The organism is Streptomyces virginiae (assembly GCF_041432505.1).
Classification (GTDB): domain Bacteria; phylum Actinomycetota; class Actinomycetes; order Streptomycetales; family Streptomycetaceae; genus Streptomyces; species Streptomyces virginiae_A.
Window position 1 is genome coordinate 2628858 of sequence record NZ_CP107871.1, and the last position, 23774, is coordinate 2652631.

General features: G+C 70.9%; 20 protein-coding genes and 1 pseudogene. 5 read left to right on the forward strand and 16 right to left on the reverse strand.

Features of this window, described 5'->3' with window-relative positions:
- Nucleotides 1–94: 94 nt before the first annotated feature.
- Nucleotides 95–1783, forward strand: a complete 1689-nt coding sequence (locus tag OG624_RS12340; protein ID WP_051763395.1) for an alkaline phosphatase D family protein — start codon at nucleotides 95–97, stop codon at nucleotides 1781–1783.
- Between the two features lie 231 nt (nucleotides 1784–2014).
- Nucleotides 2015–2971: a zinc metalloprotease gene (locus OG624_RS12345; RefSeq protein WP_033221727.1), complete on the forward strand. Its 957-nt coding sequence runs from the start codon at nucleotides 2015–2017 to the stop codon at nucleotides 2969–2971.
- 59 nt (nucleotides 2972–3030) lie between these two features.
- Here the strand turns inward: OG624_RS12345 and OG624_RS12350 are convergent, their stop codons facing one another.
- Complete coding sequence (locus OG624_RS12350; protein WP_030724478.1) at nucleotides 3031–3600, reverse strand: dienelactone hydrolase family protein; 570 nt, start codon at nucleotides 3598–3600, stop codon at nucleotides 3031–3033.
- A gap of 71 nt (nucleotides 3601–3671) precedes the next feature.
- Here OG624_RS12350 and OG624_RS12355 point away from each other — a divergent pair.
- Nucleotides 3672–4716, forward strand: a pseudogene (locus tag OG624_RS12355) (mechanosensitive ion channel family protein).
- Here the strand turns inward: OG624_RS12355 and OG624_RS12360 are convergent.
- On the reverse strand, nucleotides 4713–5291 hold the full coding sequence (locus tag OG624_RS12360; protein WP_033221725.1) for a TetR/AcrR family transcriptional regulator: 579 nt from the start codon (nucleotides 5289–5291) through the stop codon (nucleotides 4713–4715). The pseudogene OG624_RS12355 and the gene OG624_RS12360 overlap by 4 nt on opposite strands.
- A gap of 66 nt (nucleotides 5292–5357) precedes the next feature.
- Between OG624_RS12360 and OG624_RS12365 the strand changes: the two genes are divergently transcribed.
- Nucleotides 5358–5852 (forward strand): hypothetical protein, encoded by a 495-nt coding sequence (locus OG624_RS12365; RefSeq protein WP_033221724.1) that lies wholly within the window; start codon nucleotides 5358–5360, stop codon nucleotides 5850–5852.
- A gap of 53 nt (nucleotides 5853–5905) precedes the next feature.
- On the opposite strand, the gene OG624_RS12370 is transcribed toward OG624_RS12365, so the two are convergent.
- From OG624_RS12370 to OG624_RS12390, 5 genes are all read right to left on the reverse strand, one after another.
- Entirely contained in the window at nucleotides 5906–7498 is a 1593-nt protein-coding gene (locus OG624_RS12370) for a Na+/H+ antiporter (protein ID WP_033221723.1), read from the reverse strand.
- Between the two features lie 213 nt (nucleotides 7499–7711).
- Nucleotides 7712–8191 carry a GNAT family N-acetyltransferase gene (locus OG624_RS12375; protein ID WP_033221722.1) on the reverse strand — a complete coding sequence of 160 codons (480 nt, stop codon included), beginning with the start codon at nucleotides 8189–8191 and terminating at the stop codon, nucleotides 7712–7714.
- Nucleotides 8188–9129: an RluA family pseudouridine synthase gene (locus tag OG624_RS12380; RefSeq protein ID WP_033221721.1), complete on the reverse strand. Its 942-nt coding sequence runs from the start codon at nucleotides 9127–9129 to the stop codon at nucleotides 8188–8190. The genes OG624_RS12375 and OG624_RS12380 overlap by 4 nt, the downstream gene beginning before the upstream one ends.
- Nucleotides 9130–9181: 52 nt before the next feature.
- A complete protein-coding gene (lspA, locus tag OG624_RS12385) occupies nucleotides 9182–9742 on the reverse strand; it encodes a signal peptidase II (protein WP_033221719.1) in 561 nt (186 codons plus the stop codon).
- A 185-nt stretch (nucleotides 9743–9927) separates the two neighbouring features.
- Entirely contained in the window at nucleotides 9928–10674 is a 747-nt protein-coding gene (locus tag OG624_RS12390) for a TraR/DksA family transcriptional regulator (protein WP_033221717.1), read from the reverse strand.
- Nucleotides 10675–11281: 607 nt separating this feature from the next.
- On the opposite strand from OG624_RS12390, the gene ileS reads away from it, so the two are divergent.
- Nucleotides 11282–14428: an isoleucine--tRNA ligase gene (ileS, locus tag OG624_RS12395; RefSeq protein ID WP_033221716.1), complete on the forward strand. Its 3147-nt coding sequence runs from the start codon at nucleotides 11282–11284 to the stop codon at nucleotides 14426–14428.
- A 596-nt stretch (nucleotides 14429–15024) separates the two neighbouring features.
- Here ileS and OG624_RS12400 read toward each other — a convergent pair.
- The 9 genes from OG624_RS12400 to ftsW form a co-directional block, all read right to left on the reverse strand.
- Nucleotides 15025–16248: a DivIVA domain-containing protein gene (locus OG624_RS12400; RefSeq protein ID WP_033221756.1), complete on the reverse strand. Its 1224-nt coding sequence runs from the start codon at nucleotides 16246–16248 to the stop codon at nucleotides 15025–15027.
- 82 nt (nucleotides 16249–16330) lie between these two features.
- Nucleotides 16331–16627, reverse strand: a complete 297-nt coding sequence (locus tag OG624_RS12405; protein WP_030012625.1) for a YggT family protein — start codon at nucleotides 16625–16627, stop codon at nucleotides 16331–16333.
- A 60-nt stretch (nucleotides 16628–16687) separates the two neighbouring features.
- The gene (locus tag OG624_RS12410; RefSeq protein ID WP_030724450.1) at nucleotides 16688–17305 is read right to left on the reverse strand and encodes a cell division protein SepF; all 618 of its coding nucleotides are present in this window, start codon (nucleotides 17303–17305) and stop codon (nucleotides 16688–16690) included.
- Between the two features lie 149 nt (nucleotides 17306–17454).
- A complete protein-coding gene (locus tag OG624_RS12415; RefSeq protein ID WP_033221757.1) occupies nucleotides 17455–18174 on the reverse strand; it encodes a YggS family pyridoxal phosphate-dependent enzyme in 720 nt (239 codons plus the stop codon).
- Between the two features lie 3 nt (nucleotides 18175–18177).
- Nucleotides 18178–18888 (reverse strand): peptidoglycan editing factor PgeF, encoded by a 711-nt coding sequence (gene pgeF / locus OG624_RS12420; RefSeq protein WP_033221759.1) that lies wholly within the window; start codon nucleotides 18886–18888, stop codon nucleotides 18178–18180.
- Between the two features lie 17 nt (nucleotides 18889–18905).
- Nucleotides 18906–20111 carry a cell division protein FtsZ gene (gene ftsZ, locus OG624_RS12425; protein ID WP_033221761.1) on the reverse strand — a complete coding sequence of 402 codons (1206 nt, stop codon included), beginning with the start codon at nucleotides 20109–20111 and terminating at the stop codon, nucleotides 18906–18908.
- A gap of 279 nt (nucleotides 20112–20390) precedes the next feature.
- The gene (locus OG624_RS12430) at nucleotides 20391–21266 is read right to left on the reverse strand and encodes a cell division protein FtsQ/DivIB (protein WP_371639416.1); all 876 of its coding nucleotides are present in this window, start codon (nucleotides 21264–21266) and stop codon (nucleotides 20391–20393) included.
- Nucleotides 21267–21297: 31 nt separating this feature from the next.
- Nucleotides 21298–22392, reverse strand: a complete 1095-nt coding sequence (gene murG / locus OG624_RS12435; protein WP_033221765.1) for an undecaprenyldiphospho-muramoylpentapeptide beta-N-acetylglucosaminyltransferase — start codon at nucleotides 22390–22392, stop codon at nucleotides 21298–21300.
- Nucleotides 22393–22398: 6 nt separating this feature from the next.
- Nucleotides 22399–23760: a putative lipid II flippase FtsW gene (gene ftsW / locus OG624_RS12440; protein ID WP_033221767.1), complete on the reverse strand. Its 1362-nt coding sequence runs from the start codon at nucleotides 23758–23760 to the stop codon at nucleotides 22399–22401.
- Nucleotides 23761–23774 lie beyond the last annotated feature (14 nt).

Sequence of the window (23774 nt, forward strand, 5' to 3'; positions counted from 1 at the left end):
GGTCCGGAGATCGCCTTCCGGACGGTCCGCGGCAAAGGGCGGGCGAACTCCCAGAGTTCGCCCGCCCTTTGCATTCCCGCACCTGGTCCAGCCGATGTACCCGTCGGTAATATCATCGCCCGTGACCAGTCATCTCAACTCCTCCCAGTCCGCGGCAACTCCCCGCCGCCGCACGGTCGTTCTGGCCGCGGCGGCCACCGCCGCACTGGCCCCCCTCACCACGTTGGGCGCCTCGGCCGCCCACGCGGCGGGCACCGCGCCCGCCTTCCTCCACGGCGTCGCCTCGGGCGACCCGCTGCCCGACGGGGTCCTGCTGTGGACCCGCGTCACCCCGACCCCCGAGGCCGTACCCGGCTCCGGGCTCGGCCCGGCCACCCAGGTGGGCTGGGAAGTGGCGGCCGACAAGGGCTTCTCCCGGATCGTCGGCTCCGGCACCGTCACGGCGAGCGCCGCCACCGACCACACGGTCAAGGTGGACGTGCGCGGGCTCCAGCCGCAGACGCCGTACTGGTACCGCTTCACGGCCGGCGCCACCGTGTCCCCCGTCGGACGCACCCTGACCACCCCGGCCCACGAGGCGAGCACCGACGGGGTCCGCTTCGGCGTGGTCTCCTGCGCCAACTGGGAGTCCGGCTACTTCTCCGCCTACCGCCACCTGGCGGCCCGCACGGACCTGCACGCGATCCTGCACCTGGGCGACTACATCTACGAGTACCAGTCCGGGGGATATCCGGAGGCGAAGTACGTCGTCCGCCCGCACGAGCCGAAGCACGAGATCGTCTCGCTCGCCGACTACCGCACCCGCCACGGCAAGTACAAGACGGACGCCGACCTGCAGGCCCTGCACCACGCGCACCCGGTCATCGCCATATGGGACGACCACGAGTTCGCCAACGACGCCTGGGCCGGCGGGGCCGAGAACCACACGCCGGGCGCCGAGGGCGAGTGGGCGGCCCGCGCGGCCGCGGCCAAGCAGGCGTACTTCGAGTGGATGCCCGTACGGGCCTCCATCGCGGGCACCGTCTACCGGCGGCTGCGCTTCGGCACCCTCGCCGACCTGCACCTGCTGGACCTGCGCTCCTTCCGCTCGCAGCAGACGAAGGTCGGCAGCGGCTCGGTGGACGACCCGGAGCGCACCATCACCGGGCGCGCCCAGTTGGACTGGCTCAAGTCGGGCCTCGCCGGCTCGGAGGCGACCTGGAAGCTGGTCGGCACCTCGGTGATGATCTCGCCGGTGGCCTTCGGCTCGCTGCCCGCGCACCTGTTGAAGCCGCTGGCCAAGCTGCTCGGTCTGCCCGAGGGCGGGCTCGCGATCAATGTGGACCAGTGGGACGGGTACACGGACGACCGCAAGGAGCTGCTGGGTCATCTGAAGGACCGGGGCGTCAAGAACACCGTGTTCCTGACCGGTGACATCCACATGGCGTGGGCGAACGAGGTCCCGATGAACATGGCCACCTACCCGGGTTCGGGGACGGCGGCGACCGAGTTCGTGGTCACCTCGGTGACCTCCGACAACCTCGACGACATGCTGCACGTCCTGCCGGACACCCTCTCGCTGGTGGCCGAGTCGGCCATCAAGGCCGCCAACTGGCACGTGAAGTGGCTGGACATGGACGCGCACGGCTACGGGGTGCTGGACGTGACGGCGGAGCGCTCGCAGATGGACTACTACGTGGTGTCCGACAAGCGGCAGCAGGGCGCCACCTCCGCGTGGAGCCGGTCGTACCGGACGCTGAACGGGACCCAGAAGGTGGAGCGGGTGCACCAGCCCGTCCGCTGATCGACCGTCGATTTTCCGGCCACATGGGGCGCCTGGTACATACCAGGCGCCCCATGTGCGTCAGAAGCAACAAATCTTTTACGTAAGGCACTTGACCTGAATATGTCATGCACACATAAGCTTCGCGCCAGCTGAAGAAGATCTTCAGGCCACCACCCCCCGCAACCCCCCACGCGAGGAGCACACGTGCGCGCAGTTGCCCGCATATCCCCCCTTCTCCGCCGCCGCCTGATGGGCACGGCGGTTCTGGCCGGAACCTTGGCGTTCACGCCGCTCGCCGCCCCCACCACGCTCGCGGCCGCAGCCAAGTCCCCCGCCGAGGTCTGCGCCGACCAGCCCGCCTCCTCCGGCGCCGCGAACGCCCGCGTCGCCCGCGTCCACGACGAGCACGCGGACGAGCCCAACGCGATCACCGACGCGCAGGCGAAGTCCATGGACGCCGACCTCAAGGCGAAGCTCGACAAGGCCCTCAAGAACCAGCCGCAGCGCAGCCTCGCGGCCGCCGAGGCCGTCGTGAACATCCCCGTGTACTTCCACGTCGTGCACTCCGGCACCACCGGCAAGCTGACGGCCACCGACGTGAGCAAGCAGCTCGCGGTCCTCAACGCCGCCTACGGCGGCCAGGGCACCGGCAACGTCAACACGAACTTCCAGTTCACCCTGGCGGCCACCGACTACACGGACAACGCCACCTGGTACAACCTGGCTTCCGGCTCCCAGGCCGAGAAGGACATGAAGAACACCCTGCGCAAGGGCGGCCCGGGCGCGCTCAACTTCTACACCGCCAAGCTCTCCGGCGGCCTGCTGGGCTGGGCGACCTTCCCGACCTCCTACGCGTCGAGCCCCAAGATGGACGGCGTGGTCGTGCTCGACAGCTCGCTTCCGGGCGGCTCCTCGGCCAACTACAACGAGGGTGACACCGCCACCCACGAGGTCGGCCACTGGCTGGGGCTCTACCACACCTTCCAGGGCGGCTGTAACGGCAACGGCGACTACGTCTCCGACACCCCGGCCGAGAAGAGCGCCGCGTACGAGTGCCCGACCGGGCGCGACAGCTGCGCGAGCAAGCCGGGCGTCGACCCGATCCGCAACTTCATGGACTACACGTACGACTCCTGCATGTACCAGTTCACCGCCGGCCAGGTGGCTCGCATGTCGAGCAGCTGGACCGCCTACCGCGCGGGCTGACCCACCGACGACGGCCCGGTCCGGCATCCCGCCGGGCCGGGCCCTCGTCGTTCTCGCGCCTACAGACCGTCGAGGAAGCCGACGGCGACCTTCCAGAGCTGCTCGGCGGCCTCGGCGTCGTAGTCGTCCAACTCCGGGTCGGTGAACAGGTGCCCGGCACCGGGGTAACTGTGGACCTCCACGTCGGCCCCCGCCCGCTGCATCCGCAGGTACCAGGCCGTCAACCAGTCGTGCGGCTCGAACGGGTCCGGGTCCGCGATGTGCAGCTGCACGGGCAACTCGTCGACCGAGGCGTCGTCCTCCAGGTCCGCCGTCCCGTGCAGGAGCAGCAGCCCGCGCGCCTTCTCGTCGGCCATCGCCAGGTGCTGGGCGACGGAACCGCCGAAGGAGAAGCCCGCGTAGACCAGCCCCTGGTCCGAGTAGGGGGCGGAGGCCAGCACCGCGCGCTTCAGCAGTTCGTCACGGCCGATCTCGTCCCGGTGGGCCATGCCCTCCTCGACGGTCCCGAAAGTGCGTCCCTCGAAGAGATCCGGCACCTGGACCTGGTGCCCGGCCGCGCGCAGCCGGTCGGCCGCCGCGTGCACCGCGGGCCGCAGCCCGTACGTCGAATGGAAAAGCATGATGTTCATGCCTCCATCGTGCCGGCCGCCGCGGACCAGGGGCCCACGGCCCGCTTCCCGCTACGTTCGTACCCATGGAGATGGAGAACGTCCTGCGCCCCGTCACGGTCATCGGCGGCGCCCTGGTCGCCACCCTGATCGCGGGTTGGCTGCTGGACCTGCTGCTGCGCCGGGCCGACGCCCGGCACACCGAGACCCCCCCTGTGGGGCCTGCTGCGCCGCTGCCGACTGCCCTTCCAGGTCGTCCTGTGCACCTCGCTGCTCAGGGCCACCTACCGCCGGGCGGGGATCCTGCCCGACCACGCCTTCGGCGTCGGCCGGTTCCTGACCCTGGTCCTGATCGCCTCCGCGGCCTGGCTCGCCGTACGCATCGCGACGGCCGTGGTCGACTCCACGTACGCGCGCTACGCGGCGGTGACCGAGGACGAGGCCCGGGTGCGCCGGGTCCGCACCCAGGTCACGCTGATCCATCGGGTGGTCACGGCGGTGGTGGTCGTGGTCGCCGCGGCGGCGATGCTGCTGACCTTCCCGCCGATGCGCGCGCTCGGCGCCTCGCTCCTGGCCTCGGCGGGCGTCCTCGGCATCGTGGCGGGCATCGCCGCCCAGGCCTCGCTGAGCAACCTCTTCGCCGGCCTGCAGATCGCCTTCGGCGACACCGTCCGCATCGGGGACACGGTGGTGGTGGACAAGGAGTGGGGCCGGGTCGAGGAGATCACCCTGACCTTCCTGACGGTCCGCACCTGGGACGAGCGCCGCATCACGATGCCGGTGTCCTACTTCACGAGCAAGCCCTACGAGAACTGGTCGCGCGGCGGCGCGCAGATGACCGGCACCGTCTTCTGGCACCTGGACCACGGCGCGCCGGTCGACCTGATGCGGGAGCGGCTCCAGCACATCCTGGCGGAACTCCCGGAGTGGGACGGCCGCAGCGGCGGGCTGGCCGTGACGGACACCACACCGCACACGGTCCAGATCCGCGCCGCGATCACGGCGAAGGACGCCGACGACCTGTGGACCCTGCGCTGCGCGGTCCGCGAGCACATGATCACCTGGCTGGTGGCCGAACACCCCTACGCCCTCCCCCGCATCATCACGGGCCCGGCGGCGACCCCGGAGGCCGGCTAGAGGAGGGCGGCCGCGCACTCCTCGGCGAGGTCCTCGGCGTGCGGCGGCAGCGGGTCGCCGGCACGCAGATGTCGGCGGACGACCGAGAGCGGAAGGTCGATCAGGGCCACGACGACCCGGTCCCGGTCCTTGGGCTCCGTCGCGCCGAGAGCGGCGGCCAGGTCTCCGATGGCGGCATACACCCGCCCGTTGCCGGAATCCGCCCGACCGGTGTGCTCCTCGGACCAGTCGGCGCGGCCGAACTCCCACGGCCCGTAGAGCAGGAGGGCGGCCTCCTCCGGGTGGGCGCGGCTCCACCCCACGACGTGCCGGGCGGCCGCGCGGGCGGCCCGGCCGGGGTCGGTGTCGCCGTGCAGGCAGGCGAGGTAACCCTCCTGGAACCGCTCGACGCTGCGCAGCCACACCTCGGCGAGCAGGGCGGCGCGCCCGGCGAAGCGGTGGTACATGGAGCCGCTGGGCGCGCCGATCGCCTGGGCGACGGCGGTCATGGTCACGCCGACCGGCCCGGCGGAGGCGGCCAGCCGGACGGCGGCGTCGAGGATCTGGTCGATGTCGAAGCGGGGTGGTCTCGCCATGAATCAGAGAGTACCCTCCAGATTATTAGAGACCTCTCTCTAATAAGGTGAAGGGGAGGGCCTTCCATGGGCGTCTACAACTTGCACGAACGCGTGATCGCGGCGAAGGAGAGCGAGGTCGGCGCGCTGATCGACACGCTGGCGGCCGGGGACGAGGACCGGCTCTGGCCGGGCGGCCTGTGGGAGCCGATGGAGTTCGACCGCCCCTTGGCGGTGGGCGCGGTGGGCGGCCACGGGCCGGTGCGGTACACGGTCGCCGCGTATGTGCCGGGGACCTGGGTCCGCTTCGCCTTCACCGGGCCGCGCGGCTTCCACGGCTTCCACGAGTTCGCCGTGCTGCCGGTCGACGCGGAGCGGACGGTACTACGGCACACCCTCGCGATGCGGATCAGCGGCCTGGCCCGCGTCACCTGGCCGCTGGCCTTCCGTTCGGGGCACGACGCCGTCCTGGAGGACTGCCTGGACCGCGCCGAACTGGCGTGCACGGGTACGGTCGCCCACCCGGCCCGCTGGTCCCCCTACGTCCGCCTCCTACGCGGTCTGGAACGACTGGCGGCCTGACCGCTCACGGCGTACGCAGGCTCCGTCCGTCGGCGGACCCGGTGCGCGGTCGCTCACGGCGTACGCAAGCTCCGGACGTCCAGGTGCCGCAGCACCCGGTCCACGATCTCCGGGTCGGAGCCGGGTTCGCTGCGGGCGGCCAGGATCTCGTGGCGGGCGGCCGACATCATCTCCCGCTGGATCCGCTGGATGTCGTGCAACCGCTCCACCCGCTTCGCGTACGCCTCGCGCCGTTCCTCGTCCACCATGTCGGGGCTGATCCTGGCCCCCACGTCGTACGCGCGCCGGTACAGCTGCTCGACGAGGTCCTCCGGCAGCTCCTCCACCTCCTCGATCTCCTTCAGTCGCCGCTTCGCGGCCTTGGCCGCGCGGATCGCCAGCAGCCGTTCCGCGTCCCGCTCGGCGTCCGTGTCGGCCTCCACCCCCAGCCGTCGTACCAGCCACGGCAGGGTCAGCCCCTGGCACACCAAGGTCGTCATGATCACCGCGAACGCGATGAAGATGATCTGGTCCCGCCCGGGAAAGGGCTCACCGGCGTCCGTCTTCAGGGGAATGGCCAGGGCCAGGGCCACCGAGGCCACCCCGCGCATCCCGGCCCACCACATCACCACGCTCTCCCGCCAGCTCAGCGGGATCTCCTCGTCGTAGTCGCGCCGCTGGTGCAGCCGCTGGGCGAGCCAGCCCGCCGGCAGCAGCCACGCCAGCCGTACGCCGACCACCACCGCGACCACGATCGCCGCCCACCCGGCCATCTCCCACACCCGGTCCTCGGCCGTGCCGAACACGTTGTGCAGCTCCAGCCCGATCAGCCCGAAGGCCACGCCGGTGACCAGCATGTCGACGACTTCCCAGAAGGTGTGCCCGGCGAGGCGCCCCAGCACGTCGTCGGCGTCGCTCGCGTACTCGGCCAGGAACAGGGCCGTCGTCAGCACGGCCAGCACGCCCGAACCCTGCAGCTCCTCAGCCACCACGTACGAGACGAACGGCACCAGAAGGGTCAACCCGATCTGCAGGGTGGCGTCACCGAGCCGCCCCATGAGCCGGTTGCAGATCCAGCCGAGCGCGAGCCCGACGGCCACGGCCACCACGGCCGAGAGCACGAACTCCCCGAGGGCCTGGGGCCAGGAGAAACTGCCGCTCACGACGGCGGCGACGGCGACGTGGTAGAGCACGATCGCCGTCACGTCGTTGAAGAGCCCCTCGCCCTCCAGGATCGACACCATCCGGCGGGGCAGCCCGAGCGATCCCGCGACGGCGGTGGCGGCCACCGGGTCCGGCGGGGCGACGAGCGCGCCGAGGGCGAGGGCGGCGGCGATCGGCAGCCCCGGCACGACGGCATTGGCGACGGCCGCCACCGCGCCGGTGGTGACGAACACCAGAGCCACGGCCAGCAGCAGGATGGGCCGGACATTGGCGGCGAACTGCCGCCAGGAGGTGCGCTGCACGGAGGCGTACAACAGGGGCGGCAGCACCAGCGGCAGGATGAACTCGGGCGGGATCTCGACGTTCGGCACGGCCGGCACCAGGGCGAGGATCACCCCGCCGATGGTCATCAGGACGGGCGCGGGCAGTTTGAGCCGGTCCCCGAGCGGCACCGTGACCACCGCTCCGAGCAGGAGCACGAACAGCAGAGCAAGCTGATCCACTCCCCCACCCTGCCAGTCCGCTGCGCTTGGCTCGTGCGGGTGGGGGGCCGTGTCGGGGCCGCACCCCGAACCCCTACGGCGCTCCGCGCCCGCGCCTCGAACGCCGGCGGGGCTATGAATGGCCCGGCCGACGCTCTCTTCAGCCCCGCCGGCGATTGAGGCGCGGGGTCCGGGGCGGAGCCCCGGCAGCGGCGGCACGCACCGTCGCCTCGGCTACGGCAGTGGACGTCGCATCGCGCGGTGCGGGATGCCCGCGTCCTGGAATTCCGGGCCGTAGGCCACGTAGCCGAGCCGCTCGTAGAAGCCCAGCGCATGCGTCTGCGCGCCCAGATCGACCGCGGCCAGCCCCCTGCGGGCCGCCTCCGCCTCGATCGCGCGCACCAGCGCCACCCCCACGCCCAGCCCGCGCGCGGACTTGGCCACGGCCAGCCGGCCCAGCGAGCCGACCGTCGGGTCGCCCGTCTTGCCGAGGGCCACCGGCCCGTGCAGCAGCCGGCCCGTGCCCAGGGGCGCGCCGTCCGCGTCCACGGCCAGGACGTGCACCGCGTCCGCGTCGTACGCGTCGTACTCGATCGACTCCGGCACCGACTGCTCGACGACGAAGACCTCGGACCGCACCGCGAAGCAGGACTTCAGGTCCTCCTCCGAGACGGCGACCCGTACCTCGACCGTGCCCTCGACCGGCGAGGTCACTCGCTCTCCGCCCGGATCACGTCCAGCGCGTGCTGCAGGTCCGCCGGGTAGCCGCTCTCGAACTCGACCCACTGCCCGTCCGCCGGGTGCTCGAAGCCGAGGCGCACCGCGTGCAGCCACTGCCGGGTGAGGCCGAGCCGCTTGGCGACGGTGGGGTCGGCGCCGTAGGTCAGGTCGCCGACGCAGGGGTGCCGGTGCGCGGACATGTGCACGCGGATCTGGTGCGTGCGCCCGGTCTCCAGCTTGATGTCCAGCAGCGAGGCGGCGCGGAAGGCCTCGATCAGGTCGTAGTGGGTGACGGACGCCTTGCCGTCCTGGATCACGGCCCACTTGTAGTCCGCGCTGGGGTGACGGCCGATCGGCGCGTCGATCGTGCCGCTCATCGGGTCCGGGTGGCCCTGGACCAGCGCGTGGTACCGCTTGTCCACGACGCGCTCGCGGAACTGGTTCTTCAGCGAGGTGTACGCGCGCTCCGACTTGGCGACGGCCATCAGGCCGGACGTGCCGACGTCGAGGCGGTGCACGATGCCCTGACGCTCGGAGGCGCCGGAGGTGGAGATGCGGTAGCCGGCCGCGGCGAGGCCACCGATGACGGTGGTGCCGGTCCAGCCGGGGCTCGGGTGGGCGGCGACGCCCACCGGCTTCATGATGACGACGATGTCGTCGTCGTCATGGATGATCTCCATGCCGGGGACGGGCTCGGCGACGAGCTCGACCGGCCGCGGCGGCGCGGGCATCTCGACCTCGAGCCAGGCGCCACCGTGCACGCGCTCGGACTTCCCGACGACGCTGCCGTCGACCGTCACCTTTCCCGCAGCCGCGATTTCGGCCGCCTTCGTCCGGGAGAAACCGAACATACGGGCGATGGCGGCGTCGACGCGCTCGCCTTCGAGGCCATCGGGAACGGGCAGGGTGCGGATCTCGGGAATCGTACTCACCCGTCGAGTATGCCGGACGGGGCGGTCGAACCGTCCCGCGATCAGCCCGCGATCAGTCCTTGTGGACGGTCCCGTCCGGGTCCAGGCCCTTGAAGGACAGCAGGACGATCAGGATGCCGCCGCACACGATCGCCGAGTCCGCGAGGTTGAAGACGGCGAAATGGGCGGGTGCGATGAAGTCGACGACCGCGCCACGGAACACACCCGGCGAACGGAAGATCCGGTCGGTCAGGTTGCCCAGCGCACCGCCCAGCAGCAGGCCCAGGGCGATCGCCCACGGCAGGCTGTAGAGCTTGCGGGCCAGCCGTACGATCACCACGATCACCGAGGCCGCGATGCAGGTGAAGATGATGGTGAAGGCCTCGCCGAAGCCGAAGGCGGCGCCCGGGTTGCGGACCGCCTCGAACTTCAGCAGGTCACCGATGATCTCGATCGGCGGCTGGTGCTCCAGCTTCGCCACGACCAGCATCTTGCTGCCGAGGTCGAGCAGGTAGGCGAGCACCGCCACGACGAGCAGAGCCGTGATCCGACGGCGCCCCTTGGGCCCGACGGACTCCGGCTGGGCGTCGTCCCCGACCTCCGGCGTACCGATGATGCGCTCCGCCTCTGCCACGTGAGTCCCTCGAACTAGCTCGAACCAGGCTCCTCCTGGACCCTGACGGAACACGAGAGTACGTCAGGGCCCCCGCGGACCGCCTGCCCCACCTCCCCGATCCGCCAGGGGGTGTCCTGTCGATCGGAGCGGATCAGGGAGCGGCGCCGGCCACCGCGAACCCGCCCTGATCCGAAAGACAGGCCCTAGTGCCGCCGTTCCTGCTTCTGCTTGCAGTCGACGCAGAGCGTGGCCCGTGGGAAGGCCTGCATCCTGGCCTTGCCGATGGGCTGCCCGCAGTTCTCGCAGAGCCCGTACGTGCCCGCCTCCAGCCGTTCCAGGGCCCGCTCGGTCTGCTCCAGCATCGAGGTGGCGTTCGCCGCGAGCGCCAGCTCGGACTCCCGGGTGATGTTCTTGGTGCCCGTGTCGGCCTGGTCGTCGCCCGCGCCGTCCCCGGAGTCCCGCATCAGGCCGGTGATCGCCGCTTCGGAGGCGTCGAGCTCGGCCCGCAGGCGCAGTACCTCCGACAGGAGCTCCGCTCGGGCGTCATCGACCTCCTTGGGGGTCCACGGGTCCTCCCCGGGCCGTACGGCGAGCTCGCCGGGGGCCAGGCCCGTCGCCCGCGCCTTGGGGAGCCCACTGGTGGCGGCCGCGGCCGTCTTCCTCGCCGTACCCGCGCTCTTCTTGGCAACCACTTTCCGGACTCCCGTCTTCTTCGCGGCAGGTGCCGCCCCCTCGGCCGCGGCCTTCTTGGCCGTGGCCGTCCGCTTCTCGACGGCGGTCGTCTTCTTGACGGCGGTCGCCTTCCCGTCCGGAGCACGTGCTCCGGTGGCGGTCTTTCGGGCAGCGGTCGCCTTCTTGGCGGGGGCCGCGTCCTCGGAGACCGCCGCCTTCCCGGCGGCCTTCCCGACAGCCTTCTTGGCAGTACTCCCGGCGGTCTTCTTCGCCACCATGGCCGCGGCCCCTTCACATACTGTGATCTTTGCTCGCGAATCGTGCCGGAACGATAAATCGACACCGGCCCCGCGGCAACGGGGCACGCATCCATCGAGGTCAACCTGCATCCGTTGTGCCCATCAGGAGCCCCGGTAATCCGCCACTCCCGCCCCACCCGAGTCGGCACCGGCACGACAGGCCCATTCGGGTCACGCCGGGGGCACGCGGGGGTCGCACGCGGACCCTCCCCACAGCCCCGCCACGCCGGGCCGGCGGCCCCCGTACGGGCCCCCGTAAACCGGTCCGCCCCGCGGCCCCCGGGCCCGTACACTGGGCCCAGCGAAAGGCATGGACGGGGACGAGTAGCGTCGTACGCAGCCAGGAGCGACCCGGGGACGGTGAGAGCCCGGGGGCGAGCGCGATGTGAAGGATCACCCCTGAGCCGCCGGAAGAAAGCCCGCACGGGATCCCCGTATCCCCACACGGCGAGTAGAACCGGCTTCGCACCCCAATGAGGGGGCCACCGGATCCGTCCGGCGGCCAAGGAGGGTGGTACCGCGGGAGCAGCAGTGCTCTCGTCCCTCCGGACGGAATGACATCCCGCCGGAGGAAGAGTTCAGCCTCATGACCACACCGCCGCAGTACCGCCCGGTACCCGCCCAGGTCGACCTGCCTGCCCTCGAGCACGCCGTCCTCGACTTCTGGCGCGAGAGCAAGACCTTCGCCAAGACCCTGGAGCAGTCCGAGGGCCGCCCCGAGTGGGTCTTCTACGAGGGCCCGCCCACCGCGAACGGCATGCCCGGCGCACACCACATCGAGGCCCGCGTCTTCAAGGACGTCTTCCCCCGGTTCCGCACCATGCGCGGCTACCACGTGGCCCGCAAGGCAGGCTGGGACTGCCACGGCCTGCCCGTCGAGCTCGCCGTCGAGAAGGAGCTGGGCTTCAACGGCAAGCAGGACATCGAGGCGTACGGCATCGCCGAGTTCAACGCCAAGTGCCGCGAGTCCGTGACCCGCCACACCGACGCGTTCACCGAGCTGACGACCCGGATGGGCTACTGGGTCGACCTGGACGACGCCTACCGGACCATGGACCCCGAGTACGTGGAGTCCGTGTGGTGGTCGCTGAAGGAGATCTTCAACAAGGGTCTGCTCACCCAGGACCACCGCGTCGCCCCCTGGTGCCCCCGCTGCGGCACCGGCCTCTCGGACCACGAGCTGGCGCAGGGCTACGAGACGGTCGTCGACCCCTCCGTCTACGTCCGCTTCCCGCTGACGTCCGGCCCGCTCGCGGGCGAGGCGGCGCTGCTGGTCTGGACGACGACCCCGTGGACCCTGGTGTCCAACACGGCCGTGGCCGCGCACCCCGAGGTCAGCTACGTCGTCGCCACGAACGGCGAGGAGAAGCTGGTCGTCGCCCAGCCGCTGCTGGAGAAGTCCCTGGGCGAGGGCTGGGAGGCCACCGGCCAGACCTTCACGGGCAAGGAGATGGAGCGCTGGACGTACGAGCGCCCCTTCGACCTCGTCGAGTTCCCCGAGCCCGCCCACTACGTCGTGAACGCCGAGTACGTCACGACCGAGGACGGCACCGGTCTGGTCCACCAGTCCCCCGCCTTCGGCGCCGACGACCTCGCGGTCTGCCGTGCGTACGGCCTGCCCGTCGTGAACCCGGTCCGCCCCGACGGCACCTTCGAGGAGGACGTCCCGCTGGTCGGCGGCGTCTTCTTCAAGAAGGCCGACGAGAAGCTGACCGCCGACCTCGACGCCCGCGGCCGGCTCTTCAAGCACATCGCCTACGAGCACAGCTACCCGCACTGCTGGCGCTGCCACACGGCCCTGCTCTACTACGCGCAGCCGTCCTGGTACATCCGCACCACCGCCGTCAAGGACGCGATGCTGCGGGAGAACGAGAAGACGAACTGGTTCCCCGACTCGGTCAAGCAGGGCCGCTTCGGCGACTGGCTGAACAACAACATCGACTGGGCGCTGTCCCGCAACCGGTACTGGGGCACCCCGCTGCCGATCTGGCGCTGTGAGGAGAACCACCTCACCTGCGTCGGATCCCGCGCCGAGCTGTCCGAGCTGTCGGGCCAGGACCACTCGAACCTGGACCCGCACCGCCCGTACATCGACGACGTCACCTTCACCTGCACCGCGGAGGGCTGCTCCCTCGAAGCGGTCCGCGTGCCGGAGGTCATCGACGCCTGGTACGACTCGGGCTCGATGCCGTTCGCGCAGTGGGGCTACCCGTACAAGAACAAGGAGATCTTCGAGAAGCGCTACCCGGCGCAGTTCATCTCGGAGGCGATCGACCAGACGCGCGGCTGGTTCTACACGCTGATGGCGGTCGGCACGCTGGTCTTCGACAAGTCCTCGTACGAGAACGTGGTCTGCCTGGGCCACATCCTCGCCGAGGACGGCCGCAAGATGTCCAAGCACCTGGGCAACATCCTGCAGCCGATCCCGCTCATGGACCAGCACGGCGCGGACGCGGTGCGCTGGTTCATGGCGGCCGGCGGCTCCCCGTGGGCGGCGCGCCGCGTGGGCCACGGCACGATCCAGGAGGTCGTGCGCAAGACCCTCCTCACGTACTGGAACACGGTGGCCTTCCAGGCCCTGTACGCCCGTACGTCGAACTGGGCGCCCTCCGCCTCCGACCCGGCCCCGGCCGACCGCACGGTCCTCGACCGGTGGCTGCTCTCGGAGCTCCACACGCTCGTCGCCGAGGTCACCGAGGCGATGGAGTCGTACGACACCCAGCGCGCGGGCAAGCTCCTCTCCGCCTTCGTCGACGACCTGTCCAACTGGTACGTCCGCCGCTCGCGGCGCCGCTTCTGGCAGGGCGACGCGGCCGCGCTGCGCACCCTCCACGACGTGGTGGAGACGGTCACCCGGCTCCTCGCCCCGCTGACCCCCTTCATCACGGAGCGGGTCTGGCAGGACATGATCGTCCCGGTCACCCCGGACGCCCCGGAGTCGGTCCACCTGTCGACGTGGCCGACGGCGGACACCTCGGCGATCGACCCGACGCTCTCCCAGCAGATGCAGCTGGTCCGCCGCCTGGTGGAACTGGGCCGGGCGACGCGGGCCGAGTCGGGCGTCAAGACCCGTCAGCCGCTCTCCCGGGCCCTGGTCGGCGCGGTGGGCTTCGACGCGCTCTCCCCGGAGCTGCAGTCCCAGATCACGGAGGAGCTGAACGTCTCCTCCCTGGCCTCCCTGTCGGAGGTCGGCGGGTCCCTGGTGGACACGACGGCCAAGGCGAACTTCCGGGCGCTGGGCAAGCGCTTCGGCAAGGGCGTCCAGGACGTCGCGAAGGCGGTGGCCGCGGCCGACGCGGCGGCGCTGTCCCTGGCCCTGCGGGCGGGCGAGGCCTCGGTGGAGGTGAACGGCGAGCCGGTCACCCTCACCCCCGAGGAGGTCATCATCACGGAGACCCCGCGCGAGGGCTGGTCGGTGGCGTCCGACTCGGGCGCGACGGTCGCCCTGGACCTGGAGATCACCCCGGAGCTGCGGCTGGCGGGCCTGGCCCGTGACGCGATCCGCCTGATCCAGGAGGCCCGGAAGAACTCCGGCCTCGACGTGGCCGACCGCATCGCGCTGCGCTGGTCCTCCGCGGACCCGGAGGTCGTCACGGCCCTGACGGACCACGCGAGCCTGATCGCGGACGAGGTCCTGGCGACGGACTTCGCGTCCGGCGACGCCGATGCCGCCTACGGTGACCCGTTCACGGACGAGCCCCTCGGCCTGACGTTCCGCCTGCGCAAGGCGTAACCCGGCCCCGAGCGGCCCGTCCCCTCCCGGGTGGGGGGACGGGCCGCCGTCGTTTCCGGGTGCGGGTGCGTTCCCGGGTGCGGCCCGGTGGCCGCGCCTCAAACGCCGGCGGGGCTGGGTTGGGCCGCTCGGGCGGGGGCGGAGTGTGGGGGTGGGGGTGTGGGGCCGGCGGGGGGTGTCTCCTCGGCTCGCGCGGCGCGGCCACGTCCCGGCCGTACGGCCCAGGTTGCGCGCTCGTCCTGCGGGGACACCCCCCACCGTCCCCACACCCCCACCGCTGGCCGCCTTCTCCCAGGGCCGTGGGGCGGTGACACTGCGGGGGCTCCCCGCAGGACGAGCGCGCAACCTGGGTTTCGCATCATGACCATGGCCGCGTCGCGCGAGCCGAGGAGAGCCCCCGCAGGGGCACCGCCCCACCCGAAGCCCCACCCAAGCCCCGCCGGCGCTTGAGGCGCGACCACCGGACCGCACCCGGAAGACGATCCCGCACCGCCCGGCCAGGGCAAGGGCACGGAAACGGGCCGGGCCCGAGGTTCCGTAGAACCTCGGGCCCGGCCCGTAGAGCGCGGCTGCCGACCGCAGAACGGCGGCGGCGCCTAGTTGTCGTCCTCGTCGATCAGGAAGCCCCGCATCGGCGACGGCGCCTGCATCGGCTGCGGCGCGGCCGGCCGGACCGGAGCCATCGGCTGGGTCATCGCCGGGGACATCTGCTGCTGGTTGCCGCCGTAGGACGGGGCACCCATCGGGGAGGGACCGCCCATGGGGGACGGGCCACCCATCGAGGGACCGCCCATGGAGTGGCCCATCGCACCGGCCGGAGCCATCGACGGGGACGGCGACGGCGGCAGCGCGGGACCGGCCGGGTTCCGCGGCGGAGCCAGGGAGTCGTCGGCCTGGGTCTCCAGCTGGCGCAGCTGCGACTCGAGGTAGGACTTCAGACGCGTGCGGTACTCACGCTCGAAGCCCCGCAGGTCCTCGACCTTGCGCTCCAGCGTGGCGCGGGCGGACTCCAGGGAGCCCATCGCGACGCGGTGCTTCTCCTGCGCGTCCCGCTCCAGCGCGTCGGCCTTGGCGCGGGCGTCCCGCTCCAGGCCCTCGGCGCGCGACCGGGCCTCGCCGACGATCTTGTTGGCCTCGGAGCGGGCCTCCGCGATCGCCTGGTCGGCGGTCTGCTGCGCCAGGGACAGGACGCGGGCGGCACTGTCGCCACCGGGGCCCTGCTGCGGAAGCTGCGGCTGCTGCTGGTGCATCGGCTGACCCATGGGCTGCATCTGCTGCCCCATCGGCTGCATCTGCTGGCCCATGGGCTGCATCTGCTGGCCGAGCGGGTTCTGGCCGCCCATCGACTGCTGCTGCATGCCCTGGGGGCCGCCCATGGGCTGCTGCTGCATGCCCTGCGGTCCACCCATGGGGTGCTGCTGCATGGGTCCGCCCATGGGGCCACCCATCGGGCCGGGGCCCTGCTGGCCCTGGCCGCCGGGGCCCGGGGGCAGCTGCGGCTGGCCGCCCGGAAGCTGCGGCGGGCCCATCTGCGGCTGCTGCTGCTGCGGCGGGCCGGATATGGCCGCGGGCACGGGGGCGCCGGGGCCTCGCTGGTCCTGGGGTTCCGGCTTGCGCATGCCCTGCTGCTGCTGGTTCTGCGCGGCGGCACGCGTGGCGGCTGCCAGCTTGGCGCGCAGGTCCTCGTTCTCGCGCAGCAGGCGCGTCAGTTCGGACTCGACCTCGTCGAGGAAGGCATCGACCTCGTCCTCGTCATAGCCTTCTCGGAGGCGGACGGTCGTGAACTGCTTGTTCCGCACGTCCTCGGGAGTCAGCGGCATGTCTTCTTCACCTCTACGTAGTCGTCGGCAGTCGGCAAGACCGTATCGGGACTGTCCCCGCGCCCGCGGGGAAGCACATCGTTCACAAGCCGCTCGCAGCGGTGCGCACGAAACTGATGAGGATGTAAACGATGATCATCAGAACGAAGAAGGACAGGTCGAGTGCCACGCCCCCGAGACGCAACGGCGGAATGACCCGCCGAAGAAGCTTGAGTGGTGGATCGGTGACGCTGTAGGTGGCCTCCAGTACGACCACCATCGCCTTGCCGGGTGTCCAGGAACGCGCGAACTGGAACACGTAGTCCATGACCAGGCGGAAGATCAGCACGACGAGGAAGCACCCCAAGGCGAAGTAGATCACTTGCAGTGCGACACCCATCCCGCGCTTCCCTCTCCCCTGCTCCCGCTGTGTTCCCGGCCCCGTGTCTGACGGATCGGTCTAGCTTTGGTTGAAGAACCCGCCCTCCGCGATGCGGGCCTTGTCCTCCGCCGTGACATCGACGTTAGCAGGCGACAGCAGGAACACCTTCTGTGTCACGCGTTCAATGCTGCCGTGCAGACCGAAGACGAGTCCGGCGGCGAAGTCCACGAGACGCTTCGCGTCCGTGTCGTCCATCTCCGTGAGATTCATGATCACCGGAGTGCCCTCACGGAAGTGTTCCCCGATGGTACGGGCCTCGTTGTAGGTCCGGGGGTGCAGCGTCGTGATGCGGTACGGCTCCCGCTCGGAGACGACCTTGGGCATGATCACGGGGGCGTTCTTCTCCAGGTTGGTGCGATCAGGTGTGATGGATGCCACGGGGGCGATTCGCGCAGGACGTCCGCTTTCCGCTGGAATTGGGATAGGTTCGCGCTGCGCCGGAGGCTGTGCGGCTCGCACCGGTTCGTCCGGTACGGGCGATTGATGCACGGGCTGCTGTCGGCGATCCCGTTCCCGAGCCCGTTCCATCTCCGGCTCGGGCTCGAACTCGTCGTCGGGGTCGTACCCCGGGTTGTCGTACCGGTCGTCCTCCACGAGGCCGAGGTAGACCGCCATCTTGCGCATCGCGCCGGCCATTCTCCGAGTCCTCCGCTCTGTGGTGGATCGCCCTGTCGCAGGTGCCGCCGTGTCACGAATGTCACCAACTGCCCGCGATCCACTAGGTCTGCCCGCCCATCAGCGGGAATGACCATATTTTCTGCTGTGGTCCGACTTTCTTCGCGACGTTACCCGAGCCGGGGTCTCGCGCCGAGTACCGCAGTGCCGACGCGTACATGTGTCGCACCGGCCGCCACGGCCTGTTCCAGGTCTGCGCTCATCCCGGCCGACACCATCGTGGCAGCCGGATGGTCCACGCGCATGCGGGATGACAATTCCACCAGCCGCTCGAAAGCGGCCTGTTCGCGTCCCGCGTAGGGGCCGGCCAGCGGAGCGACCGTCATCAGGCCGTCGATGCGCAGTCCCGGGGCCTTCGCCACGAGGTCCGCCAACTCCGCGAGCTGCTCCGGCGCCGCGCCGCCGCGGGCCCCGCGCTCCCCCGACTCCGCGTCGAGGGCGATCTGCACGAGGCACCCGAGCTCCCGGCCCGCGTTCACCGCGGCCGCCGAGAGGGCGGTCACGAGTTTCGGTCGGTCGACCGACTGCACCACGTGCGCGTATCCCGCCACGGAACGGACTTTGTTCGTCTGCAACTGGCCGACGAAGTGCCAGCTGAGGGGCAGATCCGCGCAGGCCGCGGCCTTGGGGGCGGCATCCTGGTCACGATTCTCCGCAACATGACGGACGCCCAGGTCCGCCAGCAGTCGTACGTCGCTCGCGGGGTAGGTCTTGGTGACCACGATGAGCGTCACCTCTTCCCGCCCGCGCCCCGCCGCCGCGCACGCGGACGAGATACGTTCCTCCACCCGCGCCAGGTTCTCGGCGAGCTCCGACTTACGCTCTGTCATTCCTCAGTCCAACCAGACATATCCGGCAAGCCGGCCGGTCACCCGGTCGCGGCGGTACGAGAAGTGGTCCCGCGACTCCAGTGTGCAGACCGGGGAACGGCCGCCGTTCACCACCCCCGCCTCTGCGAGCTGGGCGTGCACCCCGGCGACCACGTCGACCGCCGGTGTCCCCCAGCTCGTCTCGGCCCGGGCGGCCGGCACCGCTTCCGCCACCGCGTCCCGCATCTCGGCGGGCACCTCGTAACAGTGTCCGCAGACCGCGGGTCCCGTACGGGCGACGATCCGCCCGGGGTCGGCCCCGAGGGCGACCATCGCCTCGACGGCGGCGGGCACCACCCCGGCGACCAGTCCCGGCCGCCCCGCGTGGGCGGCCGCCGCGACCCCGGCGACGGGGTCCGCCAGCAGGACCGGCGTGCAGTCGGCGGTCAGTACCGCGAGGGCGAGTCCCCGACGGGCGGTCACCACCGCGTCCACCGCGGGGATCTCCGCGTCCGGGCCCCAGGGCCCGTCCACCACCGCCACGTCCCGGCCGTGCACCTGGTTCATCCAGACCACCCGGTCCGGCGCCAGTCCCAGGGACTTCGCCGCCAGGGCCCGGTTCGCGAGAACGGCGGCCGGGTCGTCTCCGACCGCGCCGCCGAGATTGAGCTCCTCGTACGGAACGGCGCTCACTCCGCCCCACCTGTCGGTGAAGGCGAAGTGGGCGCCGCCCACGTGATGCTGCTCCGGTGTCACTTCAAGAAGTCCGGGACATCCAGTTCCTCGGCCGGGCTGTCCTGGTACGGCCGGGCCGTGGGGACCTGCGGCGCGGGGGCCTGGACCTCGACCGGGGCCACCTCGACCGGAGCCGGGGGCTCCTCGCGCGGGGTGACCGAGCCGAGTCCGCCGAAGGCCGGGCGGGCCGGCTCGGCGGCGCGGACCGGAGCCGGGGCCGGCTCCTCGCGCTTGGTGGACGCGGCGCCGATGACGTTGTCCCGGCGGGCCGGGGGCTGTCCGCCGTCGAACCCGGCGGCGATGACGGTGACCCGTACCTCGTCGCCGAGCGCGTCGTCGATGACGGCGCCGAAGATGATGTTCGCCTCGGGGTGCGCGGCCTCGCTGACCAGCTGCGCGGCCTCGTTGATCTCGAAGAGACCGAGGTCCGAGCCACCGGAGATGGAGAGCAGCACGCCACGGGCGCCGTCGATGGACGCCTCCAGGAGCGGCGAGGAGATCGCCATCTCGGCGGCGGCCACCGCGCGGTCGTCGCCGCGGGCCGAGCCGATACCCATCAGGGCCGAGCCTGCCTCGGACATCACGGACTTGACGTCGGCGAAGTCGAGGTTGATCAGACCCGGGGTGGTGATGAGGTCGGTGATGCCCTGGACGCCCGAGAGCAGGACCTGGTCGGCCGACTTGAAGGCGTCGAGCACGCTGACCTGGCGGTCCGAGATGGACAGCAGTCGGTCGTTGGGGATGACGATGAGGGTGTCGACCTCTTCACGGAGCTCGGCGATGCCGTCCTCCGCCTGGTTCGCACGGCGCCGGCCCTCGAAGGTGAACGGTCGGGTGACCACACCGATCGTCAGGGCGCCCAGCGAGCGCGCGATGTTGGCGACGACAGGTGCGCCGCCCGTTCCGGTGCCGCCACCCTCACCGGCGGTGACGAAGACCATGTCGGCCCCCTTGAGGACCTCCTCGATCTCCTCGCGGTGGTCCTCTGCCGCCTTGCGACCGACGGCCGGGTTGGCGCCGGCGCCGAGGCCACGGGTGAGTTCACGGCCGACGTCGAGCTTGACGTCGGCGTCGCTCATCAACAGCGCCTGGGCGTCCGTGTTGATGGCGATGAACTCGACGCCCTTGAGACCGACCTCGATCATTCGGTTGATGGCATTGACACCACCGCCGCCGACACCGATGACCTTGATGACTGCGAGGTAGTTCTGCGGTGCTGCCACGTCGAAGGCCTCTCGCCTCGAGTTACGTGTCGCCGCCTCGCGGGCCTGCGTTGCGACGACTGATGCCGAAATAGGGACGGTCCGAACGCGCCGACCCGAACCCTCACCCTGAAGTTTAGGGTTAGGGGTGTGCCTGTTCCTCGGACTCTTCCGAACAGGACACTAAGTCGACAAGTAGCGCGTGTTCAACGAACACGCCGAACCTCCCGTTTTTCTTTTCACCCTATGTGATCACCCGTATCGCTGGCCAACCAGGGTGCGCCGCTGTTGGACCGGACGTCAACTCCCGGACGCAGCAGGGGCGGTGGGGACGCTCACGTCGAAGTGCGCGGCCTTGGGAGCGGCTTTCAACAAAGCGTTCAAAGTGCGTCCCTTCGCGTCGCTCTGTTCACCGCTCCCCCACGCCACGGACCGACCCCCGGTGAGCTCCAGCACGACCGAATCGTAGGAACCCACCTTGACCTGCACCGTTTGCTTGGCGATCGACTCCGGGAGGGCGCCGGCGACGAGTACGGCCTCGTGCAGCAGCCGTTCCTCGTCGAAGCGACGGGCGCTCGGCGATCGACCGGCGTTCAATTCGAGGACCGGAACGCCCGCGGGTGCTTTCGGAACCGTGTCGAATCGCACACCCGATGCGTCCACTTCCACGAAGTTGGCGTCCTTTTTGATGAGCAGGACGGGTTTGCGTTCCGTCACTTTCAGACCGATCCCGTGCGGCCAGGCTCGCACCACATCGACCGAATCGATGCGGGGCAGCCGGCCGCGGACCCGGCCCTCGATCGCGTCCGTGTCGATGCTCACCAGGGGCGCGCCGACCGGGACGGCCGCCGCGCCGAGGACCTGTTCGGCGGTGAGGACGTCCATGCCGGTGGCGGCGACCTTCTCCACACGGAGCCAGGAGGACCCGTAGAGCACCCAGGTGCCGCCCGCGGCCAGGAGGACCACCGCGGCGGCCGCCAGGGCCAGCACGGGGCCCCGGCGCAGGCGTACGCCGGGGCCTCTGAGGCCGGGCCTCCGCGCCGACTTCGGGGGCTCGGGGGGCTTGGAGCCCTTGGGCTCCTTCGGAGGCTTGGGAGCGCCGGTGCCCTTGCGGGCAGCCGGGCCGGACCGATCAGAAAACGGTGTTCCGCGCCGCGCGGTCGTCCCTCCGGCCACTCCTGTGCCTCCTGCGTCTGCGCTACCCGCCTCAGCGGGACGTGTGGGCCGCGATCGCCTCGTACACCATGCCGACCAGGAGCTCGTCGGCGTCCCGGCGGCCGAACTCACCGGCGGCGCGGGACATCTCGTACAGGCGGTGCGGGTCGGACAGCACCGGGAGGATCTGGCCGAGCACCCAGTCGGGCGTCAGTTCCGCGTCGTCCACGAGCAGGCCGCCGCCGGCCTTGACCACCGGCTGGGCGTTGAGCCGCTGTTCACCGTTGCCGATCGGCAACGGGACGTAGACGGCGGGGAGCCCGACGGCGGAGAGTTCGGCGACGGTCATCGCTCCCGCGCGGCACAGCATCATGTCGGCGGCGGCGTAGGCCAGATCCATCCGGTCCACGTACGGTACCGGCACATACGGCGGCATCCCGGGCATGTTGTCGACACGCGGCAGTTCGTTCTTCGGCCCGACGGCGTGCAGGATCTGGATCCCGGAGCGCTGGAGGGTCGGCGCGACCTGCTGGATGGTCTCGTTGAGGCGGCGGGCGCCCTGTGAGCCGCCGGAGACCAGCAGCGTGGGCAGGTTGGGGTCCAGGCCGAAGGCGGCGCGCGCCTCCGGGCGGACCGCGGCCCGGTCGAGGGTGGAGATGGAGCGGCGCAGCGGGATGCCCACGTAGCGGGCTCCGCGCAGCTTGCTGTCGGGGGTGGAGACCGCGACGGCGTGCGCGTAGCGGGAGCCGATCTTGTTGGCCAGTCCGGGCCGGGCGTTGGCCTCGTGGACGATGATCGGCACCCCGAGGCGCTTGGCCGCGAGGTAGCCGGGCAGGGCCACGTAGCCGCCGAAGCCGACGACGCAGTCGGCCTTGGTGCGCAGCAGGATCTCCTCCGCGGCCTTGATGGTGCCGCGCAGGCGTCCGGGGACGGTGATCAGTTCCGGGGTCGGCTTACGGGGCAGCGGTACGGCGGGGATCAGGCCCAGCTCGTAGCCGCGTTCCGGCACCAGGCGGGTTTCCAGTCCGCGCTCCGTGCCGAGGGCGGTGATGCCCACTGAAGGGTCCTGCCTGCGCAGGGCGTCCGCGAGGGCGAGCGCCGGCTCGATGTGGCCGGCGGTCCCCCCACCGGCGAGTACGACATGCACCGAAATTCACCGCTCTCCGGACGGACGCTTCTTGACGCGCCGTCTCATCGACTTCCATCTCACCCCGGTCCGCCACCAGCCGGTCTTCGGCTGTCGCATCGCGAGGGCCGCGCGCGCCGCCGGCTCCTCACGCGCGAAGGCGATGAGCAGTCCGACCGCGAACATGGTCGGCAGCAGGGCCGACCCTCCGTAGGAGAACAGCGGGAGCGGGACTCCGGCGATCGGCAGCAGGCCGAGCACCGCACCGATGTTGATCACGGCCTGGGCCGTGATCCAGGTGGTCACGCCTCCCGCGGCAAACCGTACGAAGGAGTCCTCCGTGCGTCCGGCCACGCGGATACCCGCATAGCCTAGAGCCGCGAACAGGGCGAGAACCGACAGCGTCCCCGCCAGACCCAGTTCCTCCCCGGTGATGGCGAAGATGAAGTCGGTGTGGGCTTCGGGGAGTTGCCCCCATTTTTCCACACTTGCCCCCAGGCCCGATCCGAACCATCCGCCCGATGCGAGGGCGTAGATCCCGTGAACGGCCTGCCAGCAAAGGTCGTTCTTGCCCGGTTCTGTCGCACCGAGACACTCCAGCCGGTCCATCCGGTGCGGGCTCGTCTTGATGAGCAGTGCGACGATCGCACCCGCGAAGACGAGCACCCCGACGAACATCCGGGTCGGGGCCCCGGCCAGCCAGAGCAGACCGAACAGGATGGCCCCGAGGATCATCGCGGTGCCCATGTCCCCGCCCAGCATGATCAGCCCGAGCAGCAGGAAGGCCACCGGGACCAGCGGCACCAGCAGGTGCTTCCACTGGCTCAACAGCCCCTTGTCGCCCTTGCGCGCGAGCAGGTCGGCGCCCCACAGGATCAGGGCCAGCTTGCCGAACTCACTGGGCTGCAACATGAACGGACCGCCAAGGGAGATCCAATTCTGGTTGCCGTTGATCGAGACGCCTATCCCCGGGACCTGGACCAGGACCATCAGGAAGAGCGTGCCGGCGAGCACCGGGTACGAGAGCGCGCGGTGCAGTTTGACCGGCATGCGGGAGGCGACCAGCAGGAGGACGCCGCCGATGACGGCGGCCAGGAACTGCTTCTTGAAGAAGTAGGCGTCGCCGAGGCCGAGCTGGAGGGCCTTGATCATCGAGGCCGAGTACACCATCACCAGACCGAGCACGGTGATGAGCAGGGAACTACCGAAAATCAGGTAATAGGCGGTGAGCGGGCGGTCCCAGGCCTTCTGCAACTGCTGCTGCGTACGCCGGAACCGGGCGAGCGGCCCGCGCCCGGCGGGCCGCTTCGAACTCACCGCAGGGCGTTTGCGGCCCTGCGCCTTCACGGCGGACGGCCGCCGCCCCGGCAGCATCTGCTTGGCCGGCATCTGTGATCTTCCCC

What these genes read in the sequence shown, in the direction of transcription:
- OG624_RS12340 (WP_051763395.1), top strand. Translation starts at nt 95, where the DNA reads ATGTACCCGTCGGTAATATCATCGCCCGTGACCAGTCATCTCAACTCC.
- OG624_RS12360 (WP_033221725.1), bottom strand. Translation starts at nt 5,291, where the DNA reads ATGGCGAGACCACCCCGCTTCGACATCGACCAGATCCTCGACGCCGCC.
- OG624_RS12400 (WP_033221756.1), bottom strand. Translation starts at nt 16,248, where the DNA reads ATGCCGCTGACTCCCGAGGACGTGCGGAACAAGCAGTTCACGACCGTC.
- OG624_RS12345 (WP_033221727.1), top strand. Translation starts at nt 2,015, where the DNA reads ATGGGCACGGCGGTTCTGGCCGGAACCTTGGCGTTCACGCCGCTCGCC.
- OG624_RS12390 (WP_033221717.1), bottom strand. Translation starts at nt 10,674, where the DNA reads ATGGTGGCGAAGAAGACCGCCGGGAGTACTGCCAAGAAGGCTGTCGGG.
- OG624_RS12350 (WP_030724478.1), bottom strand. Translation starts at nt 3,600, where the DNA reads ATGAACATCATGCTTTTCCATTCGACGTACGGGCTGCGGCCCGCGGTG.
- ftsW (WP_033221767.1), bottom strand. Translation starts at nt 23,760, where the DNA reads ATGCCGGCCAAGCAGATGCTGCCGGGGCGGCGGCCGTCCGCCGTGAAG.
- ileS (WP_033221716.1), top strand. Translation starts at nt 11,282, where the DNA reads ATGACCACACCGCCGCAGTACCGCCCGGTACCCGCCCAGGTCGACCTG.
- OG624_RS12405 (WP_030012625.1), bottom strand. Translation starts at nt 16,627, where the DNA reads ATGGGTGTCGCACTGCAAGTGATCTACTTCGCCTTGGGGTGCTTCCTC.
- OG624_RS12415 (WP_033221757.1), bottom strand. Translation starts at nt 18,174, where the DNA reads ATGACAGAGCGTAAGTCGGAGCTCGCCGAGAACCTGGCGCGGGTGGAG.
- OG624_RS12410 (WP_030724450.1), bottom strand. Translation starts at nt 17,305, where the DNA reads ATGGCCGGCGCGATGCGCAAGATGGCGGTCTACCTCGGCCTCGTGGAG.
- OG624_RS12365 (WP_033221724.1), top strand. Translation starts at nt 5,358, where the DNA reads ATGGGCGTCTACAACTTGCACGAACGCGTGATCGCGGCGAAGGAGAGC.